The sequence below is a fragment of the Chromobacterium sp. S0633 genome, from assembly GCF_024158805.1.
Classification (GTDB): Bacteria; Pseudomonadota; Gammaproteobacteria; order Burkholderiales; family Chromobacteriaceae; genus Chromobacterium.
Map to the genome: position 1 here is coordinate 90,770 of NZ_JAMZGH010000022.1, position 13,344 is coordinate 104,113.

Consider the following 13,344-nt stretch of genomic DNA (forward strand, 5'->3'; position numbering starts at 1 on the left):
CCATGGCTTGGCGGCGGCGGGCCTTACTTGCCGTTTTTGATGATGTGCTCGATATTGCGCTCGGCCAACGCTGAGATGGTCAAGGAGGGATTGACCGCGCCGGCGCTGCCGGGGAGCAGCGCGCCGTCCATCACGTACAGGCCGGGATGGCCGATGACGCGGCCCCAGGCGTCGGTGGCCTTGCCTATCACCGCGCCGCCCAGCGGATGCGCAGTCCAGTTCATGCCGGTGACGCCGGCTATGATTCCTGGAAAGCCCGGGACGGTGCGGGTGGCCGCGGCGATTTTATCGTTCACTGTTTTGGCCGCGGCCACGCTGTCGCGGTTGCCGTTCTTCGGCCAGTTCAGCTCCACGCGGTCGGTGGTCGGGTTATAGCTGAAGTGCCCGCGATTGCTTTGATCGAAGGCCATGCCCAGCGAACCGATCACCGTGGTCAGGTCCAGCGGCAAGCCCGGCACGTACCAGTTTTCCAGGGTGAGCGGCAGCCCGCTGTTCGAGTCGTGGATGCGGGAGGCGCTGGGCGTGCCTTGGGTGGCCAGCGATATCGTGCTGAAGCTGCGCGTGACGATGGTGTCGCCGTTGCCGCCCCAGCCTTGGCCTATGTGTTCGTTGAGATTGCGCAAAGTGCCCTGCGCCCGCGCCTTGACCAGCAGTTCCGAGCTGCCGATGGAGCCGGCGGCGAGAAAGAGCCGGTCGCAGTTGAGCCGGTAGCGGTCCAGTTGCCGGCCGTCGGGCGCGCGTTTGACCACGTCGACCTCGTAGCGGCTGCCGTCCCAGGCGATGCTGAGCACCTCGTGGCCGGGATAGATCGCGGTGCGGCCGGTGGCCTGCGCCTGGGCCAGGTAGTTCTGGTTGAGGTCGAATTTGGCGCCGTTGGAGTTGCCGTGGTTGGACAAGCCCATGGTGGCGGAGGGCCAGGATTGCGTGCGCAATTCTTGGCGGATCACGTCCCAGTTGAAGATGGAGTCGTTGGCCGTGGTGGTGTAGCCGGCCTTGCGCACCTGGGCGTCCCAGACGCGGGAATGGTGGAAGGGGATGCTGTTGTAGATGTCCGTCGGCATGGCGTCCAAGCGCAGCATTTTCCGGACTCTGGGGTAGTAGGTCTGGTTCATTTCCGCATAGCTGACCCAATGGCCGAACAGGGCTTCGAAATAACGCTGTTCCGGCTGAATCATCACTCCGGTGAACACCACCGATCCGCCGCCGACGCAGGCGCCGCGCCAGACGTTCATATTCGGGTAATCGGTTGAATCCAGCACCCCGCCGAAGGAGTCGAAAGACTTTTCCACGCCTATCAGCATCTTGGCCTGGCGGCGATGCCAGAACGCGCGTCCGTCCGGGAAGGTGTCGTTGGAGAAGATGTCGCGTTTCGGGCCCTTGGGCCAGCGGTGACCGCGTTCCAGCACCGTGACCTGCTGACCGGCCTGGGCCAGACGCAGCGCTGAGATGGCGCCGCCAAAGCCGGAGCCTATCACCAGATTGGGGGTGTAGGCGGGCGGACGCGGCACGGGCTGGAACAGTTCGGGAATCAGCCGCTGGTATTTGGCCAGCTGGAAAGCGCTTGAGCCGAGGAAGGCGGAGGCGGGCGCCGGCAGCATCAGGCCGGCGGCGCCCGCGCTCGCGCCCAGCAAGAGCTGGCGTCGGTTCAGCTGCGCGGCGAGCGGGGAGGAGTGTTCATTGTCCGGGAGGTAAGCCATGGAATCGCCCTTTCTTGTGGAAGAGCCTATTCAAAGCCCGCTGCGCGTCGTGAGGCGTTGCACGGCGAGTCGCGCTTCTCACTCCGCCGTTTTCATCTTGTCTCGCCCTTGCTCGCTAGGTTTTGACCGGGCTCTAAGCAGCCATTTCGGCTAAACAATTTGCTTATTAAGTAAGCGGGTAGATTCTTGTCTAGCCATGAGAGTGGGCGATACTGTCATTTATGACAATTATTTAATTGACATTAAATCATTTTTGAAACAATTAAGTTGATAATAAGCCATCAAGCCGCAGTGTCGGGCTTGGTTTCAGAACCCTGCGGCGGGCGCGGTTCCAGCCAGCCCGGCCGCCGCAGCGGCGCGGACCGGCTCGCCAAACCGTTTAGGCCGTGGCTTCAAACGCCGGAGGGTAGCTGACGCTGCCGGAAGGCAGCGGCGCGCCCAAGCTTTGCGCCATGAAGTATTCGGCCGGCACGCCCGGCAAAATCAGGCCTGGCCGCGCTTGGAAGCCGAAGCGCGCGTAGTAGCCGGGATCGCCCAACACCACGCAGCCCGACGCGCCCAGCTCGCGCAGCGCGGCCAGCGCCTGTTTCATCAGCAGGCTGCCTATGCCCTGGCCCTGTCGCTCCGGATGCACGGACAGCGGGCCGATGCCGTGCCAGCCGGCGGCGCCGGAGGAGACGAGCACCGGCGAGGCGGCGATGTGGCCCAGCAGACGTTCGCCGTCCAGCGCCACGATGGAAAGCGTGAGCTGGCCGCTGCGGCGCAGCGTGTTGACGATGAAGTGCTCGGTGTGGCTGGAGTGTTCTTCGGCGAGGAAGGCGGCCCGGGTCAGTTCGAAAATGGCGTCGATGTCGCGGTCTTGTTCGTTTCTCAGCATGAGAGTCATAGCGTTCTCCTGGCGCGCCAGCGCGGCCGCCGCTTTTGCGCGGCTGCGCGGCGGCGGTGGTCATTGGTTGTCGAGTTGGCCGCGCACGGCGCGCAGGCCGGCCTTATTGATTTGGTAAGGCTGGCCGTTCTTGGAGCTGATCAGGCGTTTGGTCCTGAGCTTCTGGAACACGAGCAGGGTGCAGTCGGACAGCAGATACCCTTCACGGGTATAGCATTCCACGGTGAAGATACGGCCCGCGTCGTCGCGCAGGTGCGCGATGCGGCCGCCTTTGGCCAGGACGTGCAACGTCCTTTGCTCCGGCTTGGAGATATTCATATTGGATGATCATTCGGCAATCAAATGCGAAAACGGGCAGCCGCCGCGATGCGGGCGCTACCAGCTCAGGGGCATTTTGATAACGGCCAGCCGGGAAACCGGGCGGCGTTATCGGATTGCTGCAATCTCCAACATGCAAAGCCTTTGCGAGGAAAAGAAGGGCGCTCATCAAGATGAGCAGGTCAAAATTCTAAGCGGATAGCTAAGTAAAATCAACAGTCTGCGCGCTCAGCGCCAATTCCAGCTGACAATCGAAAGGCTCCAGCGCCAGTTGCGGCGCGTACAGCCAGCGAGCGGGCGCGCAGCCGCAGGCTTCGTAGAAGTCTACGGTTTCAACGGCGGAATGCGAGGAGATGTAGAGCGCGTCCGCGCCCAGCGCCCGGCCGGCGGCGGCCGCCGCCGCCAGCAACGCGCGCCCCAGCCCTCGGCCGCGCCAGCGGCGGTCCACTTGCAGTTCTTTCAGTTGCCGGTAGCCGCCGTCCGGGCCCAGCGCTTGCGGGTCGATGGCGGCGAAGCCGGCCAGGCCGCCGTCCATGTCCAGCGCCAACACCGCGCCGTCGGCGGCGATGCGCGCCAGTTCCCGCGTCAGCTCGCGTCGTTCCGCTGGGGACCAGTCGTCGATGAAGGGCTCGGCCACGCATTGCCGGCCATCGGCTCCAGCGCGATAGACCAGATCAACATCCTGACGGCGCTGGAAGGCGTCCAGCCAGTTGACGGGGATGTCGCGCGGGCTCAGCCGGCGGATGGGCGGTGCAGACGGGCGGATGGACATGGCGCGGATGAGGGTGGCAAGAACGGAATTATCTCAGAAGCTGTTCAAAGTCCGCTGCGCTTTGTGAGACGCGGCGCGGCGAGCGCGCTGGGGCCGGATGGTTTTGGCGCCGGCTCCGGAAACGCGGCGTGTAAGCCGCTGATATCCTATTTGAATTTTATCTATCAATCATGCTTATTGATAGATAAAACGAATTAATCGATTCAATTATTTCAATTTTCACAGATATTAACAGAATGTTAGGATTCATAAAAATCAAAGGCATAGCGTAGAGCCGCCGCGCCGAATAAGGGTTTGCAAGAGCTTGCCCTGTTCGAGCGCGGCGTGTCGCGAGCGGAGTGCCTGAATGCAGTGACAAGCCAGCGCCGCCGGCGGAGCCGCGTCGCGCCCCTGGACCGAACCGCGGCCGGCCATGGGTTTTCGGCGGGAATGCGCGTCTTCGCGTTTATCCCGCCCTAAGCCTGGAGCCGGCGGCGGGCTTGCCTGCAAAGACTTGCCTTACGTGAATTCCATCAATCTGAAGAATGTGGTCTGTGAAATGAGTAATAAAGCATCTGAAGCAAAGCGTTTGTCCTCGCCCTCCCTGGCCTTGAGCGCATTGAGCCTGGCCGTGGCCTGTTCCTGGTCCGCCTTGGCGAGCGCCGACACGATCTCCAGCGTCGGCAGCAATAATGTTTACGGCGCGGGTTCGGTGGACCCGGCGGTGGCGAGCAACAGCAATAACTCCATCTATGGCGTGGGCGCCGGCAGCAATATGAACGGCACCAACAACTCGGCCTTTGGCGCCGCTGCCGGCGTGAATGTGACGGGGAGTTACAACACCTCGATCGGTCAGAACGCGGGCACCAATGTGCAGGGCAACAATAACGCTTTCATGGGCAACGACTCCGGCTACAACGTGACCGGCGACGCCAACGTGGGCACCGGCATCAACACCATCCGCAACGTCACCGGCACCGGCAACACCGGCAGCGGGGCCAATGCGGCCCAAGACATCCAGGGCGATTTCAACGCCGGCCTGGGCAACAACTCCAACCGCAACGTCACCGGCAGCTACAACACCAGCAGCGGCACCTTCTCCGGCTGGAACATCAAGGGCAGCAACAATACCGCCAACGGCGCGAATGCCGGCAGCAATGTCACGGGGGACAACAATACCGCGGTGGGCAGCTATGCCGGGCGCGGCGTGACCGGCAGCGGCAACTTCGCCGCCGGCAACCAGGCCGGCCAGAATGTGTCCGGCAGCAATAATGTGGCCATCGGCAATCATGCCGGTTCCAACACCAATGCCAGCAATGCGGTGGCGGTGGGCGACAATGCCGCCGCCAACGCCAACAATGCGCTGGCGCTGGGCAGCAACGCCCAGGCCAGCAACGTCAACGACGTCGCCTTGGGCGCCAACAGCCGGACCGCGGCGGCCAATCCCACCGCCAGCGGCGTGGTGGACGGCGTAACCTACAGCTACGCCGGCGCGGCCCCTTCCAGCGTGGTGAGCGTGGGCAGCGCGGGCAATGAGCGTCAAATCAGCAATGTCGCCGCCGGCCGGGTGAGCGGGACCAGCACCGACGCGGTGAACGGCAGCCAGCTGAACGCGACCAACCAGGCGGTGCAGCGGGTGAGCGCCAAGGTGGACAACGCCGGCGCCGGAACCGCGGCGGCCTTGGGCGGCGGCGCGTCCTACAACGCTCAGACCGGCGCGGTGAACGGTCCGAACTACACCGTTTACGGCAATACCGTGAACAATGTCGGCGATGCGATCGACCGGCTGCAGAAAAGCGGGCCGGTGCAGTATTCCGATCCCAGCGGCCGGACGACGACGACAAGCGCCGGCAACGACGTCACCCTGGTGGGCGGGGACGGCGGCAGGCCGGTGACCATCCACAATGTGGCGGCGGGCGCGCAGGGCACGGACGCGGTGAACGTGGACCAGCTGAATGCGGCCAACTTCAACAATCAGCAGCAATTCAAGCAGCTCAGGTCCGATCTGTCCGATACGCGCCGCGACGCGCTGGGCGCGGCGGCCGGCGCGATGGCGATGGCCGGCCTGCCGCAGGCATTCCTGCCCGGCAAGAGCATGTTGGCCGTGGCCACGGCCACCACCGGCGGCGAGTCCGCCATCGCGGTGGGCTTGTCCTCGCTGTCCGACAACGGCCGCTGGGTGGTGAAGTTCTCCGGCTCCACCAATACCCGCGGTCAGGGCGGCGCCAGCCTGGGCGCGGGCTTTCAGTGGTAAGCGGCAGGCAAGATCAATCAGCTGATAGTGAATGAGAGAGATGATGAAACAAGCGATATTCGGCGGCGCTTTCCGCTGCCTGCTGCTGGCGGCCGCCGGCGCGGCCTTGATGGGTTGCGGCAGCAGCCGCCTGAGCAAGATCACCGACGACGGCCGTCTGGCCGAACAGGCCAGTCCGGTCTGGCCCGGCATTGAAGACAACCGCTGGCAGCCGGAAGGCAGCGTGCCCAATCCGGACAATCTGGCCAAGGTGCAGCCGGGCCTGAGCAAGGAACAGGTTTACGGCCTGATCGGCCGCCCGCATTTCGCCGAAGGGATGATCGATGTGCGGGAGTGGGATTATGTGCTGAATCTGAGCCCCAAGGACGGCGGGCAAGCCCGGGCTTGTCAGTACAAGCTGCTGTTCGACAAGCGGATGAAGCTGGCTTCGGTGATCTGGCGGCAGGAAGCCTGCGCCAAGATCGCATCCTAAAGTCTGATCCGACGCCGGAACCACGAAACGAAGCGCCTTGACCGGCGTTTCGTTTTTTTTTGCGCGCACAGTCCTTGCTGAGCGCGGTGCAAAAAAACGCGCGGCCCAGAGGCCGCGCGTTGTTTGCAGGGACGAACCGCGCTTATTTCAGATCGAAGCGGTCCAGATTCATCACCTTGTTCCAGGCGGCGACGAAGTCGCGGACAAACTTCTGCTGCGCATCGTTTTGAGCGTAGACCTCGGCCAGCGCCCGCAGCTGCGAGTTGGAGCCGAACACCAGGTCCACCCGGCTGCCGGTCCACTTGAGCGCGCCGGTTTTGCGGTCGCGGCCTTCGTACAGCTCATTGGCGCTGGAAGCCGGCTGCCAGGCCACGTTCATATCGAGCAGGTTGACGAAGAAGTCGTTGCTCAATACGCCCGGACGAGCGGTGAACACGCCGTGCGGCGCTTGATCCGCATTGGCGCCCAGCACGCGCAGGCCGCCCACCAGCACGGTCATTTCCGGCGCGCTCAGCGTCAGCAACTGGGCTTTGTCCACCAGCAGCGCCTCCGCGGGCAAGGAATAAGCCTGTTTCTGATAATTGCGGAAACCGTCCGCCTGCGGCTCCAGCACGCTGAAGGATTCCACGTCGGTCTGTTCCTGGCTGGCGTCGGTCCGGCCCGGCGCAAACGGCACGCTGACCTTGTGGCCGCCGGCCTGGGCGGCCGCTTCCACCGCCGCGCCGCCGGCCAGTACGATCAGGTCGGCCAGCGACACTTGCTTGCCGCCGCTCTGCGCGGCGTTGAAGTCCTGGCGGATGGCTTCCAGCGCTTTCAGCACGCGGGCCAATTGCGCCGGCTGGTTCACCGCCCAGTCTTTTTGCGGGGCCAGGCGGATGCGGGCGCCGTTGGCGCCGCCGCGCTTGTCCGATCCGCGGAAGCTGGAGGCGGAGGCCCAGGCGGTGGCCACCAGTTCGCTGACCGACAGGCCGGAGGCCAACACCTTGGCCTTGAGCGCGGCGATGTCCGCGTCGTTGATCAGCGGTTGACAGGCCGCCGGCAGCGGGTCTTGCCAGATCAGGTCTTCGGCCGGCACTTCCGGCCCCAGGTAGCGGGCCTTGGGCCCCATATCGCGGTGGGTCAGCTTGAACCAGGCGCGGGCGAAGGCGTCGGCGAAGGCGGCCGGGTTTTGATGGAAGCGGCGGGCGATGGGCTCGTAGATCGGGTCGAAGCGCAGCGACAGATCGGCGGTGGTCATCATCGGCGGGTGTTTCTTCGCCGGGTTGTGAGCGTCCGGGATCAGGTGTTCCGGTTTGACGTTCTTGGCCACCCACTGATGGGCGCCGGCCGGGCTCTTGGTCAGTTCCCAGTCGTAGCCGAACAAGGTGTCGAAATAGCCGTTGTCCCACTGCGTCGGATTGGGTTTCCACGCGCCCTCGATGCCGCTGGTGGTGGTGTATTCGCCCTTGCCGTCGCCCAAGCGGTTGATCCAGCCCAGGCCTTGCGCTTCCAGCGGCGCGGCTTCCGGTTCCGGGCCCACCAAGGCCGGATCGCCGGCGCCGTGGGCTTTGCCGAAGGTATGGCCGCCGGCCACCAGGGCCACGGTTTCTTCATCGTTCATCGCCATGCGGGCGAAGGTTTCGCGCACGTCGCGGCCGGAAGCCAGCGGATCCGGATTGCCGTCCGGGCCTTCCGGGTTCACGTAGATCAAGCCCATCTGCACCGCGGCCAGCGGGTTGTCCAGCTGGCGGTCGCCGGAGTAGCGGCTGTTGGCCTCGGCGCTGGTGGCCAGCCATTTGGTTTCCGCGCCCCAGTAAACGTCTTCTTCCGGCTGCCAGATGTCCTGACGGCCGCCGCCGAAACCAAAGGTTTTGAAGCCCATGGATTCCAGCGCCACGTTGCCGGCCAGGATCATCAGGTCGGCCCAGGAAATCTGCTTGCCGTATTTTTGCTTGATCGGCCACAGCAGACGGCGCGCCTTGTCCAGATTGCCGTTGTCCGGCCAGCTGTTGAGCGGAGCGAAGCGCTGATTGCCGGTGCCGGCGCCGCCGCGGCCGTCGGCGGTGCGGTAGGTGCCGGCGTCGTGCCAGGCCATGCGGATGAACAGGCCGCCGTAATGGCCCCAGTCGGCCGGCCACCAGTCCTGAGAGGTGGTCATCAGCGCCTTGAGGTCGTTTTTCAGCGTGGGGTAGTCCAGCTGTTGGAAGGCGGCGGGGTAGTCGAAGTCCGGGTCCAGCGGATTGGAGGCCGGGGCGTGCTGGTGCAGGATGTTGAGGTTGAGCTGGTTGGGCCACCAGTCGCGGTTGGATTGGGCGTTGACCACGGCCGGATTGCCGGTGGCGTGATGGAACGGGCACTTGGACGCGCTGCTCATGACAGACTCCTTAGGTCAAGGTGTTCAATGACTTGCTGGGATCAGCTTAGTGAAGCTTGCCGCGGGAAGCCATTGAGCAATTTCAATCAGCTCTATGGCTTCCGTCAATCAATCATGCTTTGGCGATAGTTAGTTCATTGGGCGCGCCGCATAGTTCCTGGGCTTGGGAATTAAGACGAGGCTTCAACGCCCTTGTCTACAATCCCGCGGAAGTACAGCGGACCCTGAGCAGGCTCTCCGAGCCTGTTCAAAGTCTCGCGAGCAAGGGCGAGACAAGGCGAAAACAGCTGAGGAAGCGGAATGTACGCGTGGTACATGAGCATTTCGAAGGTGTTTTCAACGTCGAATCGCTGAAGCGCAGCAGACTTTGAACAGGTTCTAAGGGTGTGCAAGGCGTGGGCGGATGGCTAGAGGACGCGCTCGCGCTCGTGCGCCAGGAGCCAGGCCTTGCGCTCCAGCCCCCCGCCGTAGCCGGTGAGCGCGCCGTCTTTGCCCAGCACGCGGTGGCAGGGGACGATGATGGAGAGGCGGTTGGCGCCGTTGGCGGCGGCCACGGCGCGGACGGATTGCGGGCGGCCCAGCCTTGCGGCCTGTTCCTGATAGCTGCGGGTGCGGCCGTAGGGCACGCTCAGCAGCAATCGCCAGACCGCCTGCTGGAAGGCGGTGCCGGGCAGGTGCAGCGCCACGTCGAAGTCGCGGCGCGAGCCGGCGAAGTATTCGCCGATCTCGCGTTCGGCCTGGCGCAATAGCGGGCTGTCGCCGTCGGCGATCTCGGCGGACAGCAGGCGGCGCAGCGCCGCCAGCTCCGCGTCCACGATGGGCCGGTCGGTGAACTCCAGCAGGCACAGGCCATCCTGGCTGGCGCAGGCGATCATGGCGCCGAGCGGGCTGTCGAAGCGGCGCAAGAGCAGCGGCCCGGCCTGGCGGGCGGCATGGATGTGAATCGCTTGGGGCATGGTTAAGCCGGCTTACTCGCCGTTGCCGGCCGCGTCCGGCTCGGCCGGCACCAGCTGCAGCAAGTCGCCCGGCTGGCAGTCCAGATACAGACAGATCGCCTCCAGGGTGGAGAGCCGGAAGCCCTTGACCTTGCCTTGCTTCAGCAGCGACAGGTTTTGCTCGGTGATGCCGATGGCCTGGGCCAGGTCCTTGGATTTGACCTTGCGCTGGACGAGCAGCATGTCCAGATGGATTTTGATGGGCATGTGTCGCTTTCAGATGAATTGCTTATTTTCGCACGCCAGCGCAATGCCTTCTCGCTGAATGCGCGCAATGATCATGACCACGGCGGCAATGAACAGGCTTTCCAGGTTTTCGGTGTGGAAGCTGACGGCGATCAGCCGCTGTCCCTCCGGCCGCATCATGGTCAGCCAGGCGCTGATCATCGGTTGGGAGACGAGGTCCGCCAGCACCCAGAGCGCCACGCTGGAGCCCACCTTGGATAATAAGGACGCGGAGCGTTCCGTAAAGTATTCCCTGCGCGCATAGAGCTTGAACAAGCGGTGCAAGGCATACAGGCCTTGGGCCAGGATCAGCAGCGGGATGCAGGACAGGACCGCGCCGCCGGCGCGTTGCCACAGCGGCAAGCTAGGGAGATCGAACTCGCTTGAGCCGTAAAACCCTCTGACGGTGTCAACCGTGACGGTCAAGCCGGCGTCGATGATGGACTTGGGAAAGAGCCAGAACAGGATGTCCAGCAGCAGCATGGCGCCAATGCCCAAGACGGTGATGTAGGCCATGGCGGCGCAATAGCGGCTCAATCGCGTGGAGTTCATGAGGGTTCCTTGTGACGGGTTGGAAAGACAATGAGGGCGGAATTACTAAAGTATCGCGAAACAATTATTTTTTATTGTAAAACGATCATTTTTTGCTGTGCAAGTTTGATTTGCATGCTGTTGCGGCAAGCACACGGCTCGGGCCCGCCGCCGTGCGGCGCGCGGTGAGCCCTCAAGCCTGGCTGGGCGCGGCTTTTGGATTGTTTGGAGGCGTGTTGCGTAGCAGATACATATGGAACGACAAATTATTATCGTTTAACAATAATTAGTTTATGTAATACAGTCATCGTCTTTTGCGCGGAGGCGGACCGCCCTCGCGCGCTGTCTCAAACCCTGCCCGGCGTGTTTAGGCGCCGGAGCAAAGAAAGAGCCTGGACGATGAGCGATGCAAATCAAGCGAGCGGCGCGCCGGAGCCCCCGCCTGGGCGGGCGGCCGCATGGCCGGCGCCGGCCCGTGTTTAAGACCTTGGGCCGCGGCCGGCGCGCGCGCCTGCTGTGCGTCTTGCTGGTGTGGGGGCTGGTGGCCTGCAGAGGAGAGGGCGCCGGCTTGAGAGCGGCGATGTCGCGGCCGTTTCAGGCCTTGACCGCGCTGGCGCGCGGTCCGGCGGGTTCAGCGGTCTATCCGCGTGGTCATCAGGATGGCGGTGCTGGTGCGCTCCACGCCGTCCAGCGCGCCGATGCGGTCGATCAGCCCGTCCAGCTCGGCCACGCCGGCGGCCTCCACGCCGGCGATGAAGTCGTGGACGCCGCTGACCGAGTGCAGGGTGCGGACCTGGGGTAGCCGGCGCAAGGCGCTTTCTATCGACGGGCTCAGCCGCGGCTCGGCGGCGATCATCACCAGCGCGCGCACTTGGGCGGCGTCGTGGGCGGCGCTGGTGCGCACGCTGTAGCCCAGGATCACGCCGCCGCGCTCCAGTCTTTCGATGCGGCTTTGCACCGTGGTACGGGACAGGCCCAGCCGGCGCGCCAGCTCCGCGGTGGGCGCGCGGGCGTTTTCGCGCAGCAGCGCGAGCAATTGCTGATCGGTGGCGTCCATGGCGGCTCCGTGCGGGGTGGGCGATTTGGCGCTATGCCGGACTTTTCGTCAATCCGATCAATAATATCCGACAGTTCGTCGCTATGCGCGCTGCAATTTGCCGAACTTGATTCGAGAATGAGGCTTCCCCTGAGACGAGGAGCGAAGCGATGCGGGATGCGATCATTGTGGGCGGCGGCCACAACGGCCTGGTGTGCGCCCATTACCTGGCGCGGGCCGGGCTGAAGGTGACAGTGCTGGAACGGCGCGGCGTGGTGGGCGGCGCGGCGGTGACCGAGGAATTCCATCCCGGCTTCCGCAACTCGGTGGCCGCCTACACGGTGTCGCTGCTCAATCCCAAGGTGAGCCGCGACATGGAGCTGGCGCGTCACGGCCTGAAGGTGGTGGAGCGGCCCTTGTCCAACTTCCTGCCGCTGGACGACGGGGGCTATCTGAAAGTGGGGCCGGGCCGCACCGCGGCCGAAGTGGCGCGTTTTTCGCGCCGCGACGCCGAGCGGTTGGACGATTACGCGCGGCATCTGGACGCCGCCGCCGAGCTGCTGCGCGAGCTGGTGCTGCAAACGCCGCCCAATGCGGTGGCGGGCGGCTGGCTGAACGCCTTGCCGGAGCTGCTCAAGGCCGGCCGGCTGGGGCGGCGGCTGGGCAAGCTGGAACTGGCGCAGCAACGCGAATTGCTGGACCTGTTCACCAAGTCTGCCGGCGATTATCTGGACGGCTGGTTCGACAGCGATCCGATCAAGGCGGTTTACGGCTTCGACAGCGTGGTGGGCAACTACGCCAGCCCGTACGCGCCGGGTTCGGCCTATGTCCTGCTGCACCATGTGTTCGGCGAGGTCAATGGCCGCAAAGGCGCGTGGGGCCACGCGCTGGGCGGCATGGGCGCCATCACCCAGGCCATGGCCCGCTCGGCGCGCGAGCGCGGCGCGGAGATCCGCATCGACAGCGCGGTGCGCGAAGTGCTGCTGGACAAGGGCCGGGCGGTGGGCGTGGTGACGGACCGCGGCGAGCGGCTGGACGCGCGCGTGGTGGTGTCCAATCTCAATCCGCGGCTGCTCTACACCCAGCTGCTGGACCCGGCGGCGCTGCCGGCGGATTTCCTGCGTAGGATGCAGAGCTGGCGCTGCGGCTCCGGCACCTTCCGCATGAACGTAGCCCTGTCCGAGTTGCCGGATTTCAGCTGTCTGCCGGGCAAGGCGCAGGCGGAGCACCACGGCAGCGGCATCATCATCGCGCCCAGCCTGGCCTATATGGAGCGCGCTTATCACGACGCGCGCGAACGCGGCTGGTCCGGCCGGCCCATCGTGGAAGTGCTGATCCCGTCCACGCTGGACCCGTCCTTGGCGCCGCCGGGCCAACACGTGGCCAGCCTGTTTTGCCAGCACGTGGCGCCGCAATTGCCGGACGGCGCCAGCTGGGACGATCACCGCGAAGAAGTGGCGGACCTGATGATAGACACCGTCGCCCGCTACGCGCCCAATTTCAAGGGCGCGGTGCTGGGGCGGCAGATCATGAGCCCGCTGGATCTGGAGCGCACCTTCGGCCTGGTGGGCGGCGACATTTTCCACGGCGCGCTGGGCCTGGATCAGCTGTTCTCGGCGCGGCCCATGCTGGGTCACGCCGATTACCGCGGCCCCATTCCCGGCCTGTACACCTGCGGCGCCGGCGCTCACCCCGGCGGCGGCGTCACCGGCGCGCCCGGCCACAACGCGGCGCGCGAGGTGCTGCGCGATCTGGGGCGCCGCATGGCCTGAGCGCCAGGCAAAAAAAAGCCCGCGGCGCGAGCCGACGGGCCAAAGGGCTATCAA

12 protein-coding genes are annotated in these 13,344 nt (G+C 64.8%); 3 read left to right on the forward strand and 9 right to left on the reverse strand.

Going from position 1 to position 13,344, the window contains the following annotated elements:
* Positions 1-23: 23 nt before the first annotated feature.
* From NK214_RS14000 to NK214_RS14015, 4 genes are all read right to left on the reverse strand, one after another.
* Positions 24-1,697: a GMC oxidoreductase gene (locus NK214_RS14000; RefSeq protein ID WP_253314789.1), complete on the reverse strand. Its 1,674-nt coding sequence runs from the start codon at positions 1,695-1,697 to the stop codon at positions 24-26.
* A 379-nt stretch (positions 1,698-2,076) separates the two neighbouring features.
* Complete coding sequence (locus NK214_RS14005) at positions 2,077-2,583, reverse strand: GNAT family N-acetyltransferase (protein ID WP_253314790.1); 507 nt, start codon at positions 2,581-2,583, stop codon at positions 2,077-2,079.
* Positions 2,584-2,643: 60 nt separating this feature from the next.
* Positions 2,644-2,901, reverse strand: a complete 258-nt coding sequence (locus NK214_RS14010) for a YjhX family toxin (protein WP_107801397.1) — start codon at positions 2,899-2,901, stop codon at positions 2,644-2,646.
* Between the two features lie 202 nt (positions 2,902-3,103).
* Positions 3,104-3,673, reverse strand: coding sequence for a GNAT family N-acetyltransferase (locus NK214_RS14015; protein WP_253314791.1), 570 nt, complete (start codon positions 3,671-3,673; stop codon positions 3,104-3,106).
* Positions 3,674-4,241: 568 nt separating this feature from the next.
* Here NK214_RS14015 and NK214_RS14020 point away from each other — a divergent pair.
* A complete protein-coding gene (locus NK214_RS14020) occupies positions 4,242-5,906 on the forward strand; it encodes a YadA family autotransporter adhesin (protein ID WP_158274397.1) in 1,665 nt (554 codons plus the stop codon).
* A gap of 43 nt (positions 5,907-5,949) precedes the next feature.
* Positions 5,950-6,378 (forward strand): outer membrane protein assembly factor BamE, encoded by a 429-nt coding sequence (locus tag NK214_RS14025; protein WP_253314792.1) that lies wholly within the window; start codon positions 5,950-5,952, stop codon positions 6,376-6,378.
* 142 nt (positions 6,379-6,520) lie between these two features.
* Here NK214_RS14025 and katG read toward each other — a convergent pair whose 3' ends face one another.
* From katG to NK214_RS14050, 5 genes are all read right to left on the reverse strand, one after another.
* Positions 6,521-8,731 carry a catalase/peroxidase HPI gene (gene katG / locus NK214_RS14030; protein WP_227105989.1) on the reverse strand — a complete coding sequence of 737 codons (2,211 nt, stop codon included), beginning with the start codon at positions 8,729-8,731 and terminating at the stop codon, positions 6,521-6,523.
* A gap of 407 nt (positions 8,732-9,138) precedes the next feature.
* Positions 9,139-9,687, reverse strand: a complete 549-nt coding sequence (locus tag NK214_RS14035) for a methylated-DNA--[protein]-cysteine S-methyltransferase (RefSeq protein WP_253314793.1) — start codon at positions 9,685-9,687, stop codon at positions 9,139-9,141.
* Positions 9,688-9,699: 12 nt separating this feature from the next.
* Positions 9,700-9,933 (reverse strand): helix-turn-helix transcriptional regulator, encoded by a 234-nt coding sequence (locus NK214_RS14040; RefSeq protein WP_107801404.1) that lies wholly within the window; start codon positions 9,931-9,933, stop codon positions 9,700-9,702.
* A gap of 9 nt (positions 9,934-9,942) precedes the next feature.
* Positions 9,943-10,503 carry a DUF2975 domain-containing protein gene (locus NK214_RS14045; RefSeq protein WP_048415378.1) on the reverse strand — a complete coding sequence of 187 codons (561 nt, stop codon included), beginning with the start codon at positions 10,501-10,503 and terminating at the stop codon, positions 9,943-9,945.
* 610 nt (positions 10,504-11,113) lie between these two features.
* Positions 11,114-11,539 carry an Lrp/AsnC family transcriptional regulator gene (locus NK214_RS14050; RefSeq protein ID WP_048415377.1) on the reverse strand — a complete coding sequence of 142 codons (426 nt, stop codon included), beginning with the start codon at positions 11,537-11,539 and terminating at the stop codon, positions 11,114-11,116.
* Positions 11,540-11,688: 149 nt separating this feature from the next.
* On the opposite strand from NK214_RS14050, the gene NK214_RS14055 reads away from it, so the two are divergent.
* A complete protein-coding gene (locus tag NK214_RS14055; protein WP_235085464.1) occupies positions 11,689-13,290 on the forward strand; it encodes an NAD(P)/FAD-dependent oxidoreductase in 1,602 nt (533 codons plus the stop codon).
* The last annotated feature ends 54 nt before the right edge of the window (positions 13,291-13,344 follow it).

Coding starts and splice junctions, on each gene's coding strand:
- NK214_RS14040 (WP_107801404.1), bottom strand. CDS start 9,933: ATGCCCATCAAAATCCATCTGGACATGCTGCTCGTCCAGCGCAAGGTC.
- katG (WP_227105989.1), bottom strand. CDS start 8,731: ATGAGCAGCGCGTCCAAGTGCCCGTTCCATCACGCCACCGGCAATCCG.
- NK214_RS14010 (WP_107801397.1), bottom strand. CDS start 2,901: ATGAATATCTCCAAGCCGGAGCAAAGGACGTTGCACGTCCTGGCCAAA.
- NK214_RS14005 (WP_253314790.1), bottom strand. CDS start 2,583: ATGACTCTCATGCTGAGAAACGAACAAGACCGCGACATCGACGCCATT.
- NK214_RS14000 (WP_253314789.1), bottom strand. CDS start 1,697: ATGGCTTACCTCCCGGACAATGAACACTCCTCCCCGCTCGCCGCGCAG.
- NK214_RS14015 (WP_253314791.1), bottom strand. CDS start 3,673: ATGTCCATCCGCCCGTCTGCACCGCCCATCCGCCGGCTGAGCCCGCGC.
- NK214_RS14045 (WP_048415378.1), bottom strand. CDS start 10,503: ATGAACTCCACGCGATTGAGCCGCTATTGCGCCGCCATGGCCTACATC.
- NK214_RS14025 (WP_253314792.1), top strand. CDS start 5,950: ATGAAACAAGCGATATTCGGCGGCGCTTTCCGCTGCCTGCTGCTGGCG.
- NK214_RS14035 (WP_253314793.1), bottom strand. CDS start 9,687: ATGCCCCAAGCGATTCACATCCATGCCGCCCGCCAGGCCGGGCCGCTG.
- NK214_RS14050 (WP_048415377.1), bottom strand. CDS start 11,539: ATGGACGCCACCGATCAGCAATTGCTCGCGCTGCTGCGCGAAAACGCC.
- NK214_RS14055 (WP_235085464.1), top strand. CDS start 11,689: ATGCGGGATGCGATCATTGTGGGCGGCGGCCACAACGGCCTGGTGTGC.